The 18,407-nt window shown below is 73.1% G+C and carries 21 protein-coding genes; 17 read left to right on the plus strand and 4 right to left on the minus strand.

Translation table 11 applies throughout. The features are described 5' to 3' along the window. Window positions 1–8 precede the first annotated feature (8 nt). The 3 genes from ACIQWR_RS24785 to ACIQWR_RS24795 all read right to left on the minus strand — a co-directional run bounded on the left by ACIQWR_RS24785 (window position 9) and on the right by ACIQWR_RS24795 (window position 3,244). Window positions 9–1,229 (minus strand): S1C family serine protease, encoded by a 1,221-nt coding sequence (locus ACIQWR_RS24785; RefSeq protein WP_404013374.1) that lies wholly within the window; start codon window positions 1,227–1,229, stop codon window positions 9–11. A gap of 140 nt (window positions 1,230–1,369) precedes the next feature. Then, window positions 1,370–2,392, minus strand: coding sequence for a LacI family DNA-binding transcriptional regulator (locus ACIQWR_RS24790; protein WP_404013377.1), 1,023 nt, complete (start codon window positions 2,390–2,392; stop codon window positions 1,370–1,372). A 24-nt stretch (window positions 2,393–2,416) separates the two neighbouring features. Continuing rightward, window positions 2,417–3,244 (minus strand): response regulator transcription factor, encoded by an 828-nt coding sequence (locus tag ACIQWR_RS24795; protein WP_404013380.1) that lies wholly within the window; start codon window positions 3,242–3,244, stop codon window positions 2,417–2,419. Window positions 3,245–3,702: 458 nt separating this feature from the next. Here ACIQWR_RS24795 and ACIQWR_RS24800 point away from each other — a divergent pair, with 458 nt between their 5' ends. The 13 genes from ACIQWR_RS24800 (at window position 3,703) to ACIQWR_RS24860 (ending at window position 13,858) form a co-directional block, all read left to right on the plus strand. Further along, window positions 3,703–3,957, plus strand: a complete 255-nt coding sequence (locus ACIQWR_RS24800; protein ID WP_399266548.1) for a MoaD/ThiS family protein — start codon at window positions 3,703–3,705, stop codon at window positions 3,955–3,957. A 4-nt stretch (window positions 3,958–3,961) separates the two neighbouring features. Beyond that, on the plus strand, window positions 3,962–5,644 hold the full coding sequence (locus ACIQWR_RS24805) for a hypothetical protein (RefSeq protein ID WP_404013383.1): 1,683 nt from the start codon (window positions 3,962–3,964) through the stop codon (window positions 5,642–5,644). Between the two features lie 64 nt (window positions 5,645–5,708). Then, window positions 5,709–6,410 carry a DUF2993 domain-containing protein gene (locus ACIQWR_RS24810; RefSeq protein ID WP_399266550.1) on the plus strand — a complete coding sequence of 234 codons (702 nt, stop codon included), beginning with the start codon at window positions 5,709–5,711 and terminating at the stop codon, window positions 6,408–6,410. Between the two features lie 173 nt (window positions 6,411–6,583). After that, complete coding sequence (locus ACIQWR_RS24815; RefSeq protein ID WP_351046484.1) at window positions 6,584–6,667, plus strand: Ms5788A family Cys-rich leader peptide; 84 nt, start codon at window positions 6,584–6,586, stop codon at window positions 6,665–6,667. Between the two features lie 201 nt (window positions 6,668–6,868). Further along, window positions 6,869–7,714 (plus strand): sulfurtransferase, encoded by an 846-nt coding sequence (locus ACIQWR_RS24820; RefSeq protein WP_404013387.1) that lies wholly within the window; start codon window positions 6,869–6,871, stop codon window positions 7,712–7,714. A gap of 57 nt (window positions 7,715–7,771) precedes the next feature. Further along, window positions 7,772–8,062, plus strand: coding sequence for a DUF1416 domain-containing protein (locus tag ACIQWR_RS24825; protein ID WP_330331710.1), 291 nt, complete (start codon window positions 7,772–7,774; stop codon window positions 8,060–8,062). Window positions 8,063–8,136: 74 nt separating this feature from the next. Next, a complete protein-coding gene (locus ACIQWR_RS24830) occupies window positions 8,137–8,484 on the plus strand; it encodes a DUF3099 domain-containing protein (RefSeq protein WP_385782361.1) in 348 nt (115 codons plus the stop codon). A 286-nt stretch (window positions 8,485–8,770) separates the two neighbouring features. Beyond that, window positions 8,771–9,529: a hypothetical protein gene (locus ACIQWR_RS24835; protein ID WP_404013391.1), complete on the plus strand. Its 759-nt coding sequence runs from the start codon at window positions 8,771–8,773 to the stop codon at window positions 9,527–9,529. Next, a complete protein-coding gene (locus tag ACIQWR_RS24840) occupies window positions 9,526–10,416 on the plus strand; it encodes a hypothetical protein (RefSeq protein WP_404013393.1) in 891 nt (296 codons plus the stop codon). Before ACIQWR_RS24835 ends, ACIQWR_RS24840 begins: the two co-directional genes overlap by 4 nt. Next, a complete protein-coding gene (locus ACIQWR_RS24845) occupies window positions 10,413–11,375 on the plus strand; it encodes a hypothetical protein (protein ID WP_404013396.1) in 963 nt (320 codons plus the stop codon). Before ACIQWR_RS24840 ends, ACIQWR_RS24845 begins: the two co-directional genes overlap by 4 nt. Window positions 11,376–11,661: 286 nt before the next feature. Continuing rightward, on the plus strand, window positions 11,662–12,234 hold the full coding sequence (locus ACIQWR_RS24850) for an FABP family protein (protein WP_404013399.1): 573 nt from the start codon (window positions 11,662–11,664) through the stop codon (window positions 12,232–12,234). Window positions 12,235–12,369: 135 nt separating this feature from the next. After that, the gene (locus tag ACIQWR_RS24855; RefSeq protein ID WP_404013402.1) at window positions 12,370–12,807 is read left to right on the plus strand and encodes a Fur family transcriptional regulator; all 438 of its coding nucleotides are present in this window, start codon (window positions 12,370–12,372) and stop codon (window positions 12,805–12,807) included. An 85-nt stretch (window positions 12,808–12,892) separates the two neighbouring features. Beyond that, window positions 12,893–13,858, plus strand: a complete 966-nt coding sequence (locus ACIQWR_RS24860; protein WP_404013404.1) for a YgfZ/GcvT domain-containing protein — start codon at window positions 12,893–12,895, stop codon at window positions 13,856–13,858. An 18-nt stretch (window positions 13,859–13,876) separates the two neighbouring features. Here the strand turns inward: ACIQWR_RS24860 and dtd are convergent, their stop codons facing one another. Beyond that, the gene (gene dtd / locus ACIQWR_RS24865) at window positions 13,877–14,302 is read right to left on the minus strand and encodes a D-aminoacyl-tRNA deacylase (RefSeq protein ID WP_354381185.1); all 426 of its coding nucleotides are present in this window, start codon (window positions 14,300–14,302) and stop codon (window positions 13,877–13,879) included. A 133-nt stretch (window positions 14,303–14,435) separates the two neighbouring features. Here dtd and ACIQWR_RS24870 point away from each other — a divergent pair, with 133 nt between their 5' ends. The 4 genes from ACIQWR_RS24870 (at window position 14,436) to ACIQWR_RS24885 (ending at window position 18,280) form a co-directional block, all read left to right on the plus strand. Beyond that, window positions 14,436–15,056: an AmfC protein gene (locus tag ACIQWR_RS24870; protein ID WP_404013407.1), complete on the plus strand. Its 621-nt coding sequence runs from the start codon at window positions 14,436–14,438 to the stop codon at window positions 15,054–15,056. Window positions 15,057–15,145: 89 nt separating this feature from the next. Beyond that, window positions 15,146–16,396, plus strand: a complete 1,251-nt coding sequence (locus ACIQWR_RS24875) for a GNAT family N-acetyltransferase (RefSeq protein WP_404013410.1) — start codon at window positions 15,146–15,148, stop codon at window positions 16,394–16,396. A 115-nt stretch (window positions 16,397–16,511) separates the two neighbouring features. Continuing rightward, on the plus strand, window positions 16,512–17,402 hold the full coding sequence (locus tag ACIQWR_RS24880) for a sigma-70 family RNA polymerase sigma factor (RefSeq protein WP_404013412.1): 891 nt from the start codon (window positions 16,512–16,514) through the stop codon (window positions 17,400–17,402). A 14-nt stretch (window positions 17,403–17,416) separates the two neighbouring features. After that, a complete protein-coding gene (locus tag ACIQWR_RS24885) occupies window positions 17,417–18,280 on the plus strand; it encodes a putative protein N(5)-glutamine methyltransferase (protein WP_404013415.1) in 864 nt (287 codons plus the stop codon). Window positions 18,281–18,407 lie beyond the last annotated feature (127 nt).

Here is an 18,407-nt window from a genome sequence, read left to right on the forward strand (position 1 = left end):
GGCCGCGGTCAGTAGGAGGTGCCGAAGCCGTTTCCGACGTCGTTGCTGCCCGAGCTGTTGCCGCTGTTGCCGCTACCCGTGCCGCCGGGGCCGCCCTTGCGCAGGGAGTCCAGGTCGGCCTTGATGGTGTTGACCGGGATGGCGAAGCCGAGGCCGACGCTGCCCGCGCCGGAGCTGTCGCTGGAGGGGGAGTAGATCGCGGAGGGCATGCCGACGATCTCGCCGTTCATGTTGACGAGCGCGCCGCCGGAGTTGCCGGGGTTGAGCGAGGCGTCCGTCTGGATGGCCTTGTACGAGGTGGTGTTCTGGCCGGTCTGGCCGTTGAACTGGCGGCCGTCGTAGGAGAAGGGCCAGCCGCCGCTGCCGCCGCCCTGCTGCTGGCGCTGCGGGGACTGCTGCTGCTCCGACTTGGGCACGTTCACCTCGCGGTTCAGGGCCGAGACGATGCCGCTGGTGACGGTGCCGGTGAGGCGGTCCGGGGAGCCGATCGCGACGACCTGGTCGCCGACCTTGACGTTGTCGGAGTTGCCGAGCTTGGCCGGCTTGAGCCCGCTCGCGCCCTCCAGCTTGATCAGGGCGAGGTCCTTGTCGGGGTCGGTGCCGACGACCTTGGCCTTGTACTTCTTGCCGTCGCTCATCGTCACCTGGACCTCGGTGGCCCCGTTGACGACGTGGTTGTTCGTGACGATCTCGCCGTCGGCGGTGACGACGACGCCGGAGCCGGTGCCCTGGCCCGCGGCGGTCGTCGTGTCGATGCGGACGACGGAGGGGCTGACCTGTTCGGCGACGCCGGAGACGGTGCCGATGTTGGACTGCGAGACGTTGGAGCCGTTCACCGCGCCGTCGCCGCCGGAGCGGTGGCTGAGGTACTGCTGGATTCCCGCAGAGGTGCCGCCGCCGATGATCGCCGCCGCGAGGGCGACCGCGGTGAGCAGGGCGAAGGGGCGCCGGGGGCGGGCGTGCCCGCCGGCCGGGGCCGGCGCGCCGTGGAAGCCGTCGACCACCGGGGGCTGGGGCTGCTGCTGGTGCGCCTCGAACCAGCCGGGGGCCGGGGCCGCGTGGGCGGTCGGCGCGGTCGGGGGGTGGAGCGGCGGCGGCGGGTAGGCGCCGCCGCCCTGGGCGTCGTGCGCCGATCGGTCGTGCCCCTGCTGCCAGGCCCCGCCGAAGGGCGCGTCCTGGTGGGGGCGGTTCTCCTGCGGGTCGCCTTCGCGGCGGAAGCTGTCGGTCATGGGTACGACTCTGGGCCGGGATCATGAGAGCTTCCTGAGTCCCCGCTGAGAAGCCCGACAGAACCGCGTATGCCCGATATAAGGCCCCCGGTGCGAGGCCTGCGTAGGGAGCCCGACGAGCTGGTCCCCGGGCGGGTGGATCAGCGGCAGCCGCAGGAGCGGCGGATCACCAGGGCCGAGGGGAACTGCTTGAGCCGCTCGCGCCGCGAGCCCGCGACGCGCAGCCCCTCGTCCAGGACGAGGTCGACCGCGGCGCGGGCCATCGCCGGGCGGTCCGAGGCGACGGTGGTCAGCGGCGGGTCCGTCAGCCCGGCTTCCTTCACGTCGTCGAAGCCGGCGACGGCCAGCTCCTCGGGCACGTCGATGCGCAGCTCGCGGGCGGCCCGCAGCACCCCGATGGCCTGGTCGTCGGTGGCGCAGAAGATCGCCGGGGGGCGCTGGGGTCCGGCGAGGACCTCCAGGGCGACCCGGTAGGCGTCGTAGCGGTTGTACGGGGCCTCGAAGAGCCTGCCCTCGACCGAGCGGCCCGCTTCCTGCATGGCGCGCCGCCAGCCCTCGACGTGGTCGGCGACCGGGTCGCCGACGGACGGGGTGTTCTCGACGCCGCCGATGCAGGCGACGTACTCGTGGCCGTGCTCCAACAGGTGGCGGGTGGCGAGCTGGGCGCCGCCGATGTCGTCGGTGACGACGGCGACGTCGTCGATCGCCTCGGGGCGCTCGTGCAGCAGCACGACCCGCGCGTCCCAGGCCTCGATCTCGGAGGCGGCGCGCTCGCTCATGCCCTGGCTGACCAGGATCAGCCCGGACACCCGCATGCCCAGGAACGCGCGCAGGTAGTGCACCTCGCGCTCGTCCCGGTAGTCGGAGTTGCCGACCAGGACCATCTTTCCGCGCTCGGCGGCGGCCTGCTCGACCGCGTGCGCCATCTCCGCGAAGAACGGCTGCCGGGCGTCCGGGACGATCATGCCTATGAGGTCGGTGCGCCGCGAGGCCATCGCCTGTGCGACCCGGTCCGGGCGGTAGCCCAGCTCCTTGATCGCGGCGAGGACACGCTCGCGCGTGGCCGGGGCGACCGGCCGGGGTCCGTTGTTGATGACGTAGCTCACGACCGCGGTAGACGTTCCCGCAAGTCGTGCCACATCGTCCCGCGTCACCTTGGCCACGCGGTGGAGTCTACGCGGGGTGACCTAGCTGTGGGCAGGGCGGCCGGGCGAGCGGGTGTGCGGGCCGGTGTCGGCCATCCGGGGGACGGCCCGGTCGGCTTCGGCGACCACTCCGGCGGCGGCCTGGGCGACCGCCTTCTGCCGGGCTTCCTCGGCGGCCCGTTCGTTCGCCCGCTCGACCTTCTCCGGGGTCACGAAGCGGTAGCCGACGTTGCGGACGGTGCCGATGAGCGACTCGTGCTCGGGGCCGAGCTTGGCCCGCAGGCGCCGGACGTGGACGTCGACCGTCCGGGTGCCGCCGAAGTAGTCGTAGCCCCAGACCTCCTGCAGCAGCTGGGCGCGGGTGAAGACCCGGCCCGGGTGCTGCGCGAGGTACTTGAGCAGCTCGAACTCCTTGAAGGTCAGGTCGAGGACCCGGCCCTTGAGCTTGGCGGAGTACGTCGCCTCGTCGACCGACAGGTCGCCGTTGCGGATCTCCATCGGGGAGTCGTCGGAGCCGAGCTGCTGGCGGCCGGTGGCGAGGCGCAGCCGGGCCTCGACCTCGGCGGGTCCCGCGGTGTCGAGCAGGACGTCGTCGATGCCCCAGTCGGCGGTGACGGCCGCGAGGCCGCCCTCGGTGACGACGAGGATCAGCGGGCAGCCCGGTCCGGTGGAGCGCAGCAACTGGCACAGGGAGCGCACCTGCGGCAGGTCGCGGCGGCCGTCGACGAGGATGACGTCGGCTCCCGGGGTGTCCACGAGGGCGGGGCCCTCCGCCGGGGCCACCCGGACGCTGTGCAGGAGCAGCCCGAGGGCGGGCAGCACCTCGGTGGACGGCTGCAGGGCGTTGGTCAGCAACAGCAGTGAACTCATCGTCGCCACCCCCGCGTCGGGGTCTGGCGGTTTCGCCGGTGGTGCACGGTTCGCTCGGCCATCACGTCGGTTCCTCCTCGGTCCCGTCGAGGACATGCGGCACTGCTTCGTACGACTGTCCCGGCGGCCCCGTCTCCCCGCGCCCTGAGGACCCGTGGCCGCCACTGTTCTCGCTCTGTTCAACGTGCTGAAAGCACAAAAGGACCCGGGGGCTACGTTGCCCGGATCCTCTGCGAAGCCAGAATAGCCCACCGGCGCCGTGCGGGCCGAGGCTTCGACGGACCCGGATTCTGTGGTCCCTGCCACCTTCCGGCGCAGGTTGCGCCCGGTTTCACCGGATCGGTGGACCCCCGTCGGGCCACCCGGGCGCATGCGGGGCGCGCGGAGGCACGCCGGGGTCGGGGCCGGTAGGGGCCATCATGGAGCCCGACGGTACGGAGCCGACGATAGGAGCTGCAGTGGCAACCGGAACCATCCGCTACTGGGCCGCGGCCAAGTCCGCGGCCAAGACGGCGGAGGAGGCGTACTCGGCGCGGACCCTGGCCGAGGCGCTCGACGCCGTGCGGGAACGCCACCCCGGGGAACTGAGCCGGGTGCTGCAGCGCTGCTCCTTCCTGGTGGACGAGCACCCCGTGGGCCTGCGCCCGCACGAGTCCGTCGAGCTGACCGAAGGCGGCACCGTAGAGGTGCTGCCGCCGTTCGCGGGCGGGTGATCCGATGACCACGCCCACGCCGGACGAGCAGCGGCCGCCCGAGCAGCCGCAGCAGCAGGATCCCTTCGCGGATCCGTACGGGACCCAGACCTGGCAGTCGGAGACCTGGGACACGAGTTACCAGCCGGTTCAGCCGCCCGCCCCGGCCCCCGCGCCGCTGGAAGGCATCCCGGGCCAGTCCTGGGGCCAGCCGCAGCAGCCGGTGGCTCCGGAGGGCTGGTTCCGCGACGAGGCGCAGCCCTCGTACCCGGACCCGGCCCAGCAGGCGTACCAGCAGCAGCCGCAGCAGCCCCAGCCGCAGCCGCAGCACCACCAGCACCAGCAGCCGCAGTCGTACCAAGAGCCGCAGCACCAGCAGCCCCAGCAGCAGCGCCTGGGGCAGCACCGCGCGCCCGACCCGGCCCCGGTGACGGACTGGTCCCACGGCGGCGCCCAGAGCGGCCTCCAGGGGGCCGCCCCGGCCGTCCCGTGGCCGGACGGCTCCGGTGCGCACGCGGCCGCGGAGACGGCGTACCTGCCGCCCTACCGCGAGGATCAGGCGGCGCCCGCGGCCCACGCGGCCGCGGAGACGGCGTACCTCCCGCCCTACCGCGAGGAGGACCACCTCGGCGGCCACCACCAGCAGCAGCCGTACGTCCCGGCCCCGGCGCCCACCGCCGAGCCGATGGCGCCGGACGCCTGGTTCCGCGACGGGGCGCAGTCCGCGCCGCCGTCCGTGGACCCCGGCATGCACCGGTCCCGGGGCGCCCACGCCGCCGGGGTCGAGGCGGCGGCGGAGCGCACCGCGTACCTGCCGCCCTATCCCGGTGACGCGCAGGAGCAGCCGGCCCCGGCCCCGGCCCACGCCGCGGCCGCTGCCGCCGCGGCCCCCGCGCCGCCGGCCGGTCCCGCCGCGGAGTACTCGCCGCCCACCCTGGGCGGCAGCACCCGCGTCGTGGATCCCGCGCAGGCCCGCGCCGAGGGGCGCTCGCCGATCATCGATCCGGGTCCGCAGTCGGCCGTGCTGACCGCCGTGCTCGGGCTGCTGCTGGCCGCCGCCGCCTTCGGCGGCAGCTTCGCCCTGGTGGCCCCGCTCATCGCGCTGCAGGCGCTCACCGCCGCGGGCTGGTTCCGGCTCAACGGCATGTGGCCGGCGCGTCAGGGCATCGCCCTGGCCTTCGCCGGAGCCGTGGCCGCGGACGTCGCCGTGCTCGCGCTGGGGCGTCCGTACGGGCCGGGCGCGATCATCGGGACGCTGGGCGCGTGGGTGCTGCTGACGCTGGTGCTCCAGCTGCGCAGCCACGCCGACCCGGACGAGCGGATGTACGGGCTGATGGCCTCGGTGGCCTCGGCCGCCCTCGCGATCGTCTGCGCCGGGTACCTGGCCGCCGACCCGGCCGCGGTCAGCGTCGGCGCGGCCGCCGTCGCGGTGGCCGTGTTCGCGCGGGCCCTGCCGCTGCCCACGACGCCCTCCGTGGTGGTCTCGCTGGCCGCTGCGGCCGGCGCCGGCATCGCGGTCGGCGGGCTGACCGACGTCGGTGTCGGCGGGGCGCTGCTCGGCCTGGCCGCCGGTGTCTGCGCGCTGGTCGGGCTGCGCGTGGCGGCCTACGACTACCCGTCCAAGTTCGTCCACATGACGGCCGGCGTCGCGCTGCCGCTGGCCGCCGCGGCGCCCGCGGTCTACCTGATCGGGCGGGTGGTCGGCTGACGCCCGGCGGATTGCGGGCATGGTCAACTAGAACGCACGTACCGAGAAGTAGGGGGAGTGGAACGTGCGTTTCCTGAAGGTGATCGTGATCCTCGGCGTGCTGCTGGGCGGGATCTTCGTGGGGGCCGACCGGCTCGCGGTCGGCTACGCGGAGGACGAGCTGGCCAAGAAGGTCCAGGCGGGGCGCGGCCTCGCCGGGGAGAGCAGCGTGGACATCCACGGCTTCCCGTTCCTGACCCAGGTGCTGGACTACCGGCTGGAGCAGGTCGACGTGACGATGCACGGGGTCCAGGCCCCGGGCCCCGACGGCCGCAAGGTCCGGATATCCCAGCTCGACGCGCGCTTCCACGACGTGAAGCTGGACAGCGGCTACACCAGCGGCAAGGCGGCGCGCGCCGACGGCTCCGCGCTGCTCACGTACGCCGACCTCACCGAGGCCTCGCAGAACGGGGTCACCGTGACCTACGGCGGCGCCCCGGGCAAGGTGAAGGTGACCGCGACGGTCGAGGCGCTGGGCAAGTCCTTCACGCGCAGCGTGGTCTCCACGATCAGCCTGGTCGACGGGACGACGGTGCGGGTGCGCGCCGACGAGGTGCCGGGCGAGGGCCTCCCCGGGGTCGAGACCCTCGTGCGCAAGCGGACCGACTTCGACCGGCGGCTCGACGGCGGTCTGCCGGCGGGGCTGAAACTGTCCGCGCTGACCTCCGACGAGAGCGGTGTGCACCTCACGGTGGACGGTTCGAACGTGGTGTTGGCCGGATCGTGAGACGGGAAGGTCCGATCCTTAGGCGGATCGGGCCTTCCGGGCTGCTCCGAGGGGGTTCCGGGCCCCTCCCCGAGGGGCTGCGGGGGACACGGATCCCACTATGCGGACGATCCTGTCTCGAAATATGACACGCCGGTGACAGGGCGGCCGATTCGTCCCTACGATCCATGGCTATGAAGCATCAGCAGGCGGACCTCACGAAGCGACGGGCAGTAGACCTGTGTCGCGTCGCCGCCATGCTCTGTCGCCCTTTCTGAGCGACCCGCTCCCCTTTCGGCCGCGCGACGGCCTCCCGAGCGTGACCCCACCGCCTCCCGCCCCCTCGCCTCCCCGCGCGGGACGTTCCGAGCGCACCCGGGTGCACGCCGAACGGTCATCGAACCGGCCGGAGCAGCGCCACCGCAGCAGCCCGCAGTACCCGCACCGCCCCGCCGCACACTGCCCCGGAGGAGAACACCATGAGCCGCAGCGACGTCCTCGTAGACGCCGACTGGGTCGAGGCCCACCTGAACGACGCGAACGTCGTCGTCGTCGAGGTGGACGAGGACACGTCCGCCTACGACAAGAACCACATCACGAACGCCGTCCGCATCGACTGGCAGCGCGACCTCCAGGACCCGGTGCGCCGCGACTTCGTGGACCAGGAGGGCTTCGAGAAGCTCCTCTCGGCCAAGGGCATCGCCAACGGCGACACGGTCGTCCTCTACGGCGGCAACAACAACTGGTTCGCGTCCTACGCCTACTGGTACTTCAAGCTCTACGGCCACCAGGACGTCCGCCTGCTCGACGGCGGCCGCAAGAAGTGGGAGCTGGACTCCCGCGACCTGGTCGACGGCTCCGACGTCCCGCAGCGTCCGGCCACCGCGTACAAGGCCAAGGCCCAGGACTCCTCCATCCGCGCCTTCCGCGACGACGTCGTGGCCGCGATCGGTGCGAAGAACCTGGTCGACGTGCGCTCGCCCGACGAGTTCAGCGGCAAGCTGCTCGCCCCGGCGCACCTCCCGCAGGAGCAGTCGCAGCGCCCCGGCCACGTGCCGAGCGCCCGCAACATCCCGTGGTCGAAGAACGCCAACGACGACGGCACCTTCAAGTCGGACGAAGAGCTGACGGCCCTCTACGAGGCCGAGCAGGTCGACCTGGCGAAGGACACCATCGCGTACTGCCGCATCGGTGAGCGCTCCGCGCTCACCTGGTTCGTGCTGCACGAGCTGCTGGGCCAGGAGAACGTCAAGAACTACGACGGCTCCTGGACCGAGTACGGCTCGCTGGTCGGCGTGCCGATCGAGCTGGGCGCCAACAAGTAATCCCGTACGGCCTGTAGCAGGACGCGCGTACTACCTCTCTAGGACAGGACAGAGAACATGTGTGGAGCACAGATCGGCGGGCCCTCCCTCGACACGCTCAAGCCGGGCGAGACGGCCATCCAGGGCCAGATCACCCAGGGCGGCGAGCCGGTGTCCGGCTACGTCCGCCTGCTGGACTCGACCGGTGAGTTCACGGCCGAGGTCCCGACCTCGGCGACCGGCCAGTTCCGCTTCTACGCCGCCGAAGGCACCTGGACCCTGCGGGCGCTGGTCCCGGGCGCCAAGGCGGACCGCACGGTCGTCGTCGCCGAGACCGGTGGCGTGACGGACGTGGCCATCGCGGTCTGATACACCGCGCACGGCGCGCGCCGAGCGCGCCGCATGACCGGCCGAAGGGCCGCACCCCCGGGGGTTGGACGCCACTGGAACGGGGTGCGGCCCTTCGCGCCGTCCGCGGCCTTCGCGCCGCCCGGATCCGGTTCTATCCTGGGGACATGTACGCCCGGCGTCGGCGCGGCTATTTCCTGCTCATGGGCGGGTGCCTGTTCCTCTTCGTCTCGGCCTGGTCGTGGGTGCGCCTCCTCTCGGTGCCGGCGGCCGTGGCGCTGTGCGTGGTCGCCATGCTGATCCCGCCGGTCGCGGCGATGGCGGCGAACCGGCGCGGCCCGGACGACCGCTGGTGGGACGACCCCTCCGGGGACCCGAAGTCCGACGAGTGGTGGGACGAGCTGGACGGCAAGCGGCGTCGCGAGGACCCGCGGGACGACTGACCCGCGGGACGACCGACCCGCGGGCGACCGACCCGCGGTACGGCCGGCCCGCGGCCGGTGGCCCGAAACGGTCGATCCATGGCGGAATGATTGATTCCTCGCTATCGAACCGTAATAACAGTGCGTACAACTTCACCCCTGAGATACAAGTCCTCCATGTGCACAGGTGATGCAACCTGTGGCTGCAGTCCTGTGGGGGGACCCTCTCTTGGAACACGAACAGACCATCCCCGAGCCGAGGAAAGAGGGCGAGAACGCCCCGGATCCGGACAGCTCGGAATTTCCGGTGGCAAACACCCCGACCGCTACGCTGAGTGACGTTCCTCGGCGTCGTCGCGGCCGGGCGGCGCTCCTGATCGCCGCCGCGTTGGTGCTCGGCGTCGGCGCCGGGACCGCCACGGGCTACGCCGTCCAGTACGAGCGCCCGCCGACGCCGCTGGGCCCGCTGGCCCAGCAGGGGCTGACCACCCCGAAGCCGATCAAGGCGGACGACTCGACCACGTACCGCTCGATCAACGCGAACCGCTGGGACCGGACGGACGACGACCTCACCAAGATGCTGCTGGAGGCGCCCGCGGGCGCCTCCGAGGTCGAGCACGGCTACAAGGGCGTCGGGGACTGGGCGGCCGACTGGTTCGACGACCCGGGCCGGGGCCTGCACGCGGTCAACTCGGGTGACGCCCGACGGGTCGCGGTGGCCCACTGGTACGCGGGGGACCGGGTCACGGTGATGATCACCCTCCTGCAGTTCCGCGACCGCACCGGCGCCGAGACCTACGCGCGTTCGCAGTCCAGCTACATGCCGGAGACGAAGCGCGGCGCCGGGAACGACGGCGTGCCGCTGCCGGACGGCCTCAAGGGCACCGGCCGCGCCTGGGTGTACTCGAAGGCGCACGAGAAGGCCGGGTACATGCCGGTCCACGAGGCCCGGGCGATCGCCCGGGTCGGCAACATCGCCATGTACATGGAGTACCTCGACAACACGGGGACGATCTCCGAAAAGGACATCGTCGACCTGGCCAAGCGACAGGTGGAGCAGCTGTGACCGAGCCGAAGAAGCCGGCCCCGGCCATCTCCGCGATCACGCTGGACGAGCCCGACCCCGACTACGGCGTGCCCGCGGGTGCGCCGGAGCAGGCCTTCGCCGAGGAGCAGCTCGCCAGCGCCCGCCCGCCGCGCGCGGTCAACCGCGCGGCCGTGGCCGCCGTCGGCGCCGCGGTGGCGCTCGCGGCCGTCGCGGGCTTCGGCACCTGGGCCAAGGGCTGGATCGCCGACGCCGACCGCGCCTCCGCCACCGTGTACTGGCAGGCGCAGGACCCCACCCCGCAGGCCGTGGCGCCCACCCCGCCGATCGTCTCGCTCGGCGAGCTCGGCGACCGGCTGATCGAGGTTCCGGAGCACTACCGGCCGGGCCCCGACCTGGGCGAGCACAGCAACTTCTTCACCGTGCCGGGCGCCAAGGCGGCCCAGCTCATGAAGGAGAACAACGACAACCTCCCCGCCGACCGGCGCGCGGAGAGCAACAAGATGATCGACGGGCTCAAGCTCAAGGGCCAGGCCGGACGCACCTTCCGTGACGAGTCCGGGGACGCGGTCGTCGAGATCTCGCTGACGCAGGCGGACCCGCAGGCGGTCAAGCAGTTCGGCGAGTTCACCACGAAGCTGCTCGAACTGATCGGCGACGACCGCCAGGCGCCCAAGGTCGAGGGGTACCCCGGGGCCAAGTGCGCCCTGCGGTCCGTCGGCGACGGCGAGAAGAACGACGAGGGCGAGAAGAAGGAACCCCTGGAGTCGGTGCTCTGCGCCGCGTCCCAGGGCGACTTCCTGATCAGCTTCCACGCCTACGGCGGCAAGCCCTTCGACGCCGCCGCGGCGGTCAAGCTGTTCCGCACCCAGCTCGACCACCTGAAGTCCCCCGGGGAGTCCGCGTGACCGACAAGACCGCCACCGAGACCCTGGCCGCCGCCGCCGAAGCCCCCGCGGCACCGGCACCGGCACCCGCACCGGCCCCGGCCGCGCCGGAGCCCGCGCCCGGAGCCGCCGCGCCCGCGGCCGCGCCGGCCGTGAACCCCTTCGCCCCGCCGGACCTGTCCGCCGCGCCGGCCGCGCCGGACGCCCCGCGCGACCGTCGCGCGCTCTTCGCCTCCCTGCGCTGGACGGCGGCCGTGCTGGTCTTCGCCGTCACCGCGGCGCTGACGGCGTACGCCGTGGTCGAGCCGGAGCGGACGCGGATCCCGGGCCTGTCGACGCTGAGCGACGGTCGCTGGGACTACCCCGCGGTCACCAAGCCGGTGCTTCCCGCGGGGGCCCCGCTGCCCTACGGCCCGGACAACGCCGAAGGCATCCACTACGCGGCGCTGAGCCAGCTCCTGCTGCCCGCTCCGGAGGGCTCCACGCCCGACGAGAGCCTCAAGGCGGACAAGGACGGCATGGTCACCCAGGACCGCTTCCTCGCCGAGTTCTCCGGGAAGTTCCACGACCGGGTGGTCCAGGGGCTCAAGGAGGACGCCGGGCTGCGCCAGATCGCGGGCCGCGGCTGGACCACCCCCGACGGCACCGCCACCCGCGTCTACCTGCTGCGCTTCCACTCCAGCGGCTTCGTGGCCTCCTTCGAGGGCTGCAAGTCCGGCATGGAGCTCCAGGGCGCCGACTCCTTCGACCTGGACTCCGCCTGGTCCAAGGCCCTGATCGGGCAGGCCACGAAGGGGCGGATGGACCACACCGCGGTCACCACCTTCATCGAGGAGAAGCCCTACGGTCCGCAGCAGACGAAGGTCGGCTGCATCCAGGCCGGCGACCTCCTCGGCATGGTGATCCAGACGCGGAAGGACGCGGTCACCGACGTCCCCTTCCACCAGACGGTGATCCTCCAGGACCAGCTCCTGGAATAGCGCGCGGGACGGGCCCGTCAGCGGTACGGCCTACCTCACACGGTGCCCCGGGGCCCGGGCCAGTAGGCTTGGGCCCCGGCCCGCATTGCCCACCGAACACAAACGAACCTTCCGAGGAGCACCCCGTGCTTGAGGCAGTCTTCACCTCCCTGCTGGTCCTGGTCTGCGTCGGCGTTCTCGCCTTCAGCGGTCTGGCCGTGAAGAAGCTGTACCAGGGCCAGCGCTGATCGCCTGATCAGCCGCCCTCCGGAAACCCTCCTCCCACAGATCGCCTGAGCAGCCATTCATGATCCAGATCCCGTCCGACCTGAACCCGGACCTCCTGCCCCTCGCCTTCCTCATCGGTACCTGGGAGGGCGCGGGCGTCTTCGACTACCCCGGTGAAGAGAAGTGCAACTTCGGCCAGGAGGTCGTCTTCGGCCACGACGGCCGGGACTTCCTGGAGTACTCCTCGCACACGTGGGTCCTCGACGCCGACGGCAAGAAGGTCCGCCCGCTGGAGTCCGAGAAGGGCTACTGGCGCATCGACAAGCAGCGCAAGGTCGAGGTCGTCATGGTCCGCGACCAGGGCGTCGTGGAGATCTGGTACGGCGACCTGGCCGACCAGAAGCCCCAGATCGACCTGATCACCGATGCGGTCGCGCGCACCGCGGCCTCCCGTCCGCACAGCGGCGGCAAGCGGCTCTACGGCTACGTCAAGGGCGACCTCATGTGGGTCGGGGAGAAGGCCACCCCCGAGATCGAGCTGCGCCCGTACATGTCGGCGCAGCTGAAGAAGGTCGTCACGCCCGAGGAGGTCGCCGAGATGGCGCGCAACCTCCCGGACATGCCCGACGACGGCATCGCCTTCTTCCGCTGAGCCACCCCGGGGCACGCCGGCCCACCGGGCACGGCGGCACGCCGCCGGTCGGGCTCGCGCGCCGCAGCGGCTACGCACGGTGAAAGGGGACCGCGGAACCTCCGCGGTCCCCTTCCGCGCGCCTACACTGGGCGCGTGGTGAGCACCGACTGGAAGAGTGACCTGCGCCAACGGGGATACCGCCTGACCCCGCAGCGCCAGCTCGTGCTGGAAGCGGTGGACGTTCTCGAACACGCCACCCCCGACGAGCTGCTCGTGCACGTCCGCAAGACCGCCTCCGGGATCAACATCTCCACCGTGTACCGGACCCTGGAGCTGCTGGAGGAGCTGGGCCTGGTCTCGCACGCCCACCTCGGGCACGGGGCGCCGACCTACCACCTCGCCGACCGGCACCACCACATCCACCTGGTCTGCCGGGACTGCACCGGGGTGATCGAGGCGGACGTGGACGTGGCCGCCGAGTTCACCGCCAAGCTGCGCGCCGAGTTCGGCTTCGAGACCGACATGAAGCACTTCGCGATCTTCGGGCGCTGCCGCGACTGCGCGGCGAAGGCGGCTGCCGCACCGGCATAGGCGGCTGCCGCACCGGCATAGGTGGCTGTCGCACCGGCATGGGCGGCTGCCGCACCGGCGCAGGCGCAGTCGTAGGCTGGGGTCCATGACCAGCCCTTTGCTCAATCTTCCCGGTGCAGTGGCGGCAGAAGGCCGTGACGAGGGCGTAGCAGCCCACTACGGAGAGCTGTACGGCGAACAGCGCGCCCTCGCGGACGGCCGCGGCTTCGTGGACCTCTCGCACCGTGGCGTCATCACCGTCTCCGGTCCCGAACGGCTGTCCTGGCTGCACCTGCTGCTCACCCAGCACCTCACCGAACTGCCGGCCGGACAGGCCACCGAGGCGCTGATCCTCTCCGCGAACGGGCACATCGAGCACGCGCTCTACCTGGTCGACGACGGCGAGACGGTGTGGGCGCACGTCGAGCCCGGAACCCAGGAGGCGCTGCTCGCCTACCTGGAGTCGATGAAGTTCTTCTACCGCGTCGAAACCGCCGACCGCACCGGCGAGTTCGCCGTCGTGCACCTCCCGGCCGGTTCGACCGCCGAGGTGGCGAAGGAGCACGCCGTACGGGAGACCCCGTACGGCCGTGACGTCTTCCTGCCCCGCGCGGAGCTGGAGGCCTTCGCCGCCGCCCACGGCCCGGCCGCCGGGCTGGACGCCTACGAGGCGCTGCGCGTCGAGGCCCACCGGCCGCGGCTCGGCGCCGAGACCGACCACCGCACGATCCCGCACGAGCTGGGCTGGATCGGCACCGCCGTCCACCTGCAGAAGGGCTGCTACCGGGGGCAGGAGACGGTCGCCCGCGTCCACAACCTGGGGAAGCCGCCGCGCCGCCTGGTCTTCCTGCACCTGGACGGCTCGGACGTCCTGCTCCCGCCGCACGGCACGCCCGTACGGCTGGCCGCCGACGGCGCGGAGGGCCGTCAGCTCGGCTTCGTCACCACCGCGGTCCGCCACCACGAGCTGGGGCCGATCGCCCTCGCGCTGGTGAAGCGGAACGTCGCGGTGGACGCGCAGCTGCTGGCGGGCACGATCGCGGCCGCGCAGGAGGTCGTCGTGGCGCCGTAGCGGCTCGGTCGTAGCGGCTCAGATGTCGATGACGATGGTGAACGGGCCGTGGTTGGTGAGCGAGACGCGCATGTCCGCACCGAACCGGCCCGTCGCCACCGTCGCCCCGAGGGCGCGCAGTTGGGCGACGACCTCGTCCACCAGCGGCTCGGCGACCGGACCCGGCGCGGCCGCGTTCCAGGTGGGGCGGCGGCCCTTGCGGGCGTCGCCGTAGAGCGTGAACTGGGAGACCACCAGCAGCGGCGCGTCCACGTCGCTGCAGGACTTCTCCGCCTCCAGGATCCGTACGGACCACAGCTTGCGCGCCAGCAGCGCGGCCTTCTCCGGAGTGTCGTCGTGGGTCACCCCCACCAGCACGCACAGTCCCTCGCCGACGATCTCGCCGACGGTCTCGCCCGCGACGACGACGCTCGCGCCGTCCACCCTCTGCACCACTGCTCGCATACGACCTGTGTACCAGGCGTGCACCCGTCCGGGGCCGATCGGGTGGAGTGGACCTGCATCAGGACCACGGAGAGTGGCACGATGCTCGCAGGCGGTGCTGCCATGCACCGGTCGAGGGGACGGACACGAACGCATGAACACTTCTGGCACCGGCACGGGCACCGGCACCGACACCTCAGTGACCTCCACGGCAACGTCCACGGCGATCTCCACGGCGACTTCCGCGGCCCGACCGCCCGCGCAGCGCACCGGTACGGCCACGGCCACCGGTGACCCGCAGCGGCCCGCCGTCTCGCTCGGCCTGCCCGAGCTGCGCGCGCTGCGCCGCGACGCGCAGCGCGACGAGGCCGACCTGAGCTACGTCCGCAGACTCCTGCAGGGCCGGATCGACATCCTGCGCGCCGAACTGGCCCGCCGCACCGATCCCGAGTCCCCGGTCGTCGACCGGCTCTCCGAGATCCTCGCCGACGCCCCCTCCAGCCGCAGCGCCTCCGCGCGCCACGTCACGCTCGGCACCCCGCACAGCGAGGAGTTCCGGCTGCTCGCGGCGGAGATGCTGGCCGACGTGGAGCTGTCGGACCTGGGCGCCCGTACGGACGGCGAACTGCACGACGGCATGGGCAAGCTGGTCCGCTACGAGCAGCAGGTCTCGCGCCGCCGCCAGCAGTTGCAGCGCACGGCGGACGACTGCAGCGCGGAGATCACCCGGCGCTACCGGGAGGGCGAGGCGCAGGTCGACGACCTGCTGGTCTGACCCGTCCCGCCGACCTGTCCACGGGCCGGCCGGTCCGGCGCGCGAAAATGGGGCGACCCGGTGTCGCGGCGCGATTAGCGTGGCTCGTCATGAACATCGACGTCCGGACCATTGCCGCATCCGAACTCCCCGCGTGGCTGGGCGCCGTGGCGACCGGCTTCCTGACCGCCACGCCGGTCACCGAGTCGGACATCCTCCAGCGCGCCAGGTACACGGACCTCGCCCGCACCCAGGGCGCCTTCGACGCGGACACCGACCGCTGCGTGGGCACCTTCCGCTCGTTCGCGCAGCAGATCACCGTGCCGGGCGGCGCGCAGCTGCCCGCGAGCGCGGTCTCCAACGTCACCGTGTCGCCCACGCACCGGCGCCGCGGCCTGCTCAGCCGGATGATGCGCGCCGAGCTCACCGCCGCCAAGGAGCGCGGCGACGTGTTGTCGACGCTGATCGCCGCCGAGTACCCCATCTACGGCCGTTACGGGTACGGGCCCGCCACCGCCGTCTCGGAGTGGGAGATCGACGTCCCGCGCACCGGACTCGACCCCCGCTGGTCCGCGCCCGAGGACGGCGGCCGGATCGACCTGGTGGACGCCGCCGAGATGCGGCGGGTGGGCCCCGCCGTGCACGAGCGGCTGCGCGCCACGACGCACGGCGTGATCGACCGGCCGGAGCGCTGGTGGAGCCTGGCCACCGGCCTGGAGGAGATCTCCGTCCGCCCCTACAAGCCCCGCTTCTTCGCGGTGTACCGCTCGGCGGCCGGCGAGGTGGAGGGAGTGGTCGCCTACCGGGCCGACGACCACTGGACGGACGCCAAGCTCCCGCTCAACACCGTGGAGGTCAAGGACCTCGTCGCGACCACCGTGGCGGCGCAGCGCGCGCTGTGGCACTACCTGTGCTCGATCGACTGGGTGATGAAGGTGCGCACCGGCTACCGGGCCCCGGACGACCTGGTCCCGCTGCTGCTGCCCGACCCGCGCGCCGCCCGCCTGGTGACCGACGCCGACTACCTGTGGGTGCGGCTGCTGGACGTCTCGGCGGCGCTCGGCGCGCGCACGTACGCCGTGCCCGGGAGCCTCGTCCTGGAGGTCACGGACCCGGCCGGGCTCGCCGCGGGCCGCTTCCGGCTGGTCGCGGGGACGGGGGCGGCCGCCTGCGCCCCGACGGCGGAGCCCGCGGACCTGCGCCTGGACGTGGCGCGGCTCGGCTCGCTCTACCTGGGCGACGGGTCCGCGGTGCGGTTGGCCGCGCTGGGCGGGATCGAGGAGCTGCGGCCCGGGGCGCTGGCCCTGGCGGACGCGGTCTTCCGCACCGCCCGACGACCCTGGTGCCCCGACGTCTTCTGAGCGGCGTCCACTTCTGAGCGGCGTCCACCGGCCCCGTCACACCGGGGGCCCCGGATACGTCATAGGGACGACGGACGGTACGAGGACGACGGGGAGCAGGGGAGCGGAGCACGGGATGGACGAGAGCGATCTTCTGGCGGCACGGTTCGAGGAGCGGCGCACGCACCTGCGGGCCGTCGCCTACCGCATGCTCGGCTCGCTGGCCGAGGCCGAGGACGCCGTCCAGGAGGCCTGGATCCGGCTGGACCGCTCCGACACGAGCGGGGTCGCCAATCTGGGCGGCTGGCTCACCACGGTCGTCGCCCGCGTCTGCCTGGACCAGCTGCGGTCCCGCACGACGCGCCGCGAGGAGTCGCTGGAGGCACGGATCCACGTCCCGGACCCGATCGTGAGCCGTGCGGACGGGCTCGACCCGGAGCAGGAGGTGCTGCTCGCGGACTCGGTCGGGCTGGCCCTGCTCGTCGTACTGGAGCAACTGGCCCCCGCGGAACGGCTGTCGTTCGTCCTGCACGACATGTTCGGGGTGCCCTTCGAGGAGATCGCGCCCCTCGTGGACCGCACCCCGGCCGCCGCCCGGCAGCTCGCCAGCCGGGCACGGCGCCGGGTCCAGGGCGGCGCGCCCGCCCCCGATCCGGACCTGGACCGCCAGCGGGAGGTCGTCGGGGCCTTCCTCGCCGCCGCGCGCGGCGGCAGCTTCGAGGACCTGATCGCGGTCCTGGACCCGGAGGTCGTGCTGCGCGTGGACCTCGGAGCGCGGGCGGGCGGGCCGGGCGGTCCCGTGCGCGGTGCGCGGGCGGTGGCCCGGCAGGCGCTCACCTTCCAGCGGCTGTCGCCCTTCGCCCGGCCCGCGCTGGTCAACGGCGCGCCCGGCGTGGTCACGATGCCCGACGGCAAGCCGGTCGCGGTCATGGGCTTCACGGTCAGCGGCGGCCTCATCGTCGCGATCGACATCCTGGCGGACCCCGTCCGGCTGGCACACCTCGACGTCGCGGTCCTGGAGGACTGAGCCCTTTGTCTTCGATGTCTCCGATTCCCCCGCTCCCGTCCCCGCCCGCCTCCCTTGGCGGGGAGGGCCTCGTCGCCGTCCTGCGCGCGGCGGGCTGCGTCTTCGCGGAGGAGGAGGCGGAGCTGCTGCTGGCCGCCGCGGCGGAAGGCGCCGACCTGGCCGCGCTGGTGGCGCGCCGGGTGGCCGGTCAGCCCCTGGAACACGTGGTGGGCTGGGCCGAGTTCTGCGGGCTGCGGATGGAGGTGGGCGCGGGGGTCTTCGTACCGCGCCGCCGCAGCGAGTTCCTGGTGCGCGAGGCCGCCGCCGGGACGCGGGCCGGTGCGGGTGCGGGCGCGGGTGCGGTGGTGCTGGACCTGTGCTGCGGGGTCGGCGCCGTCGGCGCGGCCGTGGCGGCGCGGCTGGGCGGGCGGGGCGGCGGGGACGGGGGAGGGGGAGGGAGCGTGGAGCTGCACGCCGTCGACATCGATCCGGTGGCCGTCTCTTACGCGGCGCGCAACGTGGCGCCGTACGGCGGCCGGGTCTACGCGGGCGACCTCTACGGCCCGCTGCCCGCCCGGCTGTTGGGGGCGGTGGACGTGCTGGTCGCGAACGCGCCGTACGTGCCCACGGACCGGATCGCGCTGCTGCCGCCGGAGGCCCGCGAGCACGAACCCCTGGCCACCCTCGACGGCGGCGCGGACGGGGTCGCCGTGCAGCGCAGGGTCGCGGCGGGGGCCCTGCCGTGGCTCGCGCCGGGCGGCCGGCTGCTGATCGAGACCGGCGAGCACCAGGCCCCGCGGACCGCCGAGGCGCTGACGACGGCCGGCTTCGGCGAGGTCGCGGTGGTGTCCTCGGAGGAACTCGAAGCGACCGTGGTCATCGGCAGGGCGGCGCGGTAGGGCGGGGCGGTAGGGCGGGGCAGCACCGGCTGGCCCCCGGGGCGCAGGGGGGTCAACCCCCGGCCGCACCGGGCGGTTAGCGGGGTCGTAGCGGGTGGGCGGACCGGGACATGCTGGTCAGGCCGGT

The sequence above is a fragment of the Streptomyces sp. NPDC098789 genome (assembly GCF_044759975.1).
Classification (GTDB): Bacteria; Actinomycetota; Actinomycetes; order Streptomycetales; family Streptomycetaceae; genus Streptomyces.

Coding starts and splice junctions, on each gene's coding strand:
- ACIQWR_RS24880 (WP_404013412.1), top strand. CDS start 16,512: ATGGACGAGAGCGATCTTCTGGCGGCACGGTTCGAGGAGCGGCGCACG.
- ACIQWR_RS24860 (WP_404013404.1), top strand. CDS start 12,893: ATGACCAGCCCTTTGCTCAATCTTCCCGGTGCAGTGGCGGCAGAAGGC.
- ACIQWR_RS24870 (WP_404013407.1), top strand. CDS start 14,436: ATGAACACTTCTGGCACCGGCACGGGCACCGGCACCGACACCTCAGTG.
- ACIQWR_RS24850 (WP_404013399.1), top strand. CDS start 11,662: ATGATCCAGATCCCGTCCGACCTGAACCCGGACCTCCTGCCCCTCGCC.
- ACIQWR_RS24885 (WP_404013415.1), top strand. CDS start 17,417: ATGTCTCCGATTCCCCCGCTCCCGTCCCCGCCCGCCTCCCTTGGCGGG.
- ACIQWR_RS24815 (WP_351046484.1), top strand. CDS start 6,584: ATGAAGCATCAGCAGGCGGACCTCACGAAGCGACGGGCAGTAGACCTG.
- ACIQWR_RS24795 (WP_404013380.1), bottom strand. CDS start 3,244: ATGAGTTCACTGCTGTTGCTGACCAACGCCCTGCAGCCGTCCACCGAG.
- ACIQWR_RS24820 (WP_404013387.1), top strand. CDS start 6,869: ATGAGCCGCAGCGACGTCCTCGTAGACGCCGACTGGGTCGAGGCCCAC.
- ACIQWR_RS24785 (WP_404013374.1), bottom strand. CDS start 1,229: ATGACCGACAGCTTCCGCCGCGAAGGCGACCCGCAGGAGAACCGCCCC.
- ACIQWR_RS24805 (WP_404013383.1), top strand. CDS start 3,962: ATGACCACGCCCACGCCGGACGAGCAGCGGCCGCCCGAGCAGCCGCAG.
- ACIQWR_RS24825 (WP_330331710.1), top strand. CDS start 7,772: ATGTGTGGAGCACAGATCGGCGGGCCCTCCCTCGACACGCTCAAGCCG.
- dtd (WP_354381185.1), bottom strand. CDS start 14,302: ATGCGAGCAGTGGTGCAGAGGGTGGACGGCGCGAGCGTCGTCGTCGCG.
- ACIQWR_RS24875 (WP_404013410.1), top strand. CDS start 15,146: ATGAACATCGACGTCCGGACCATTGCCGCATCCGAACTCCCCGCGTGG.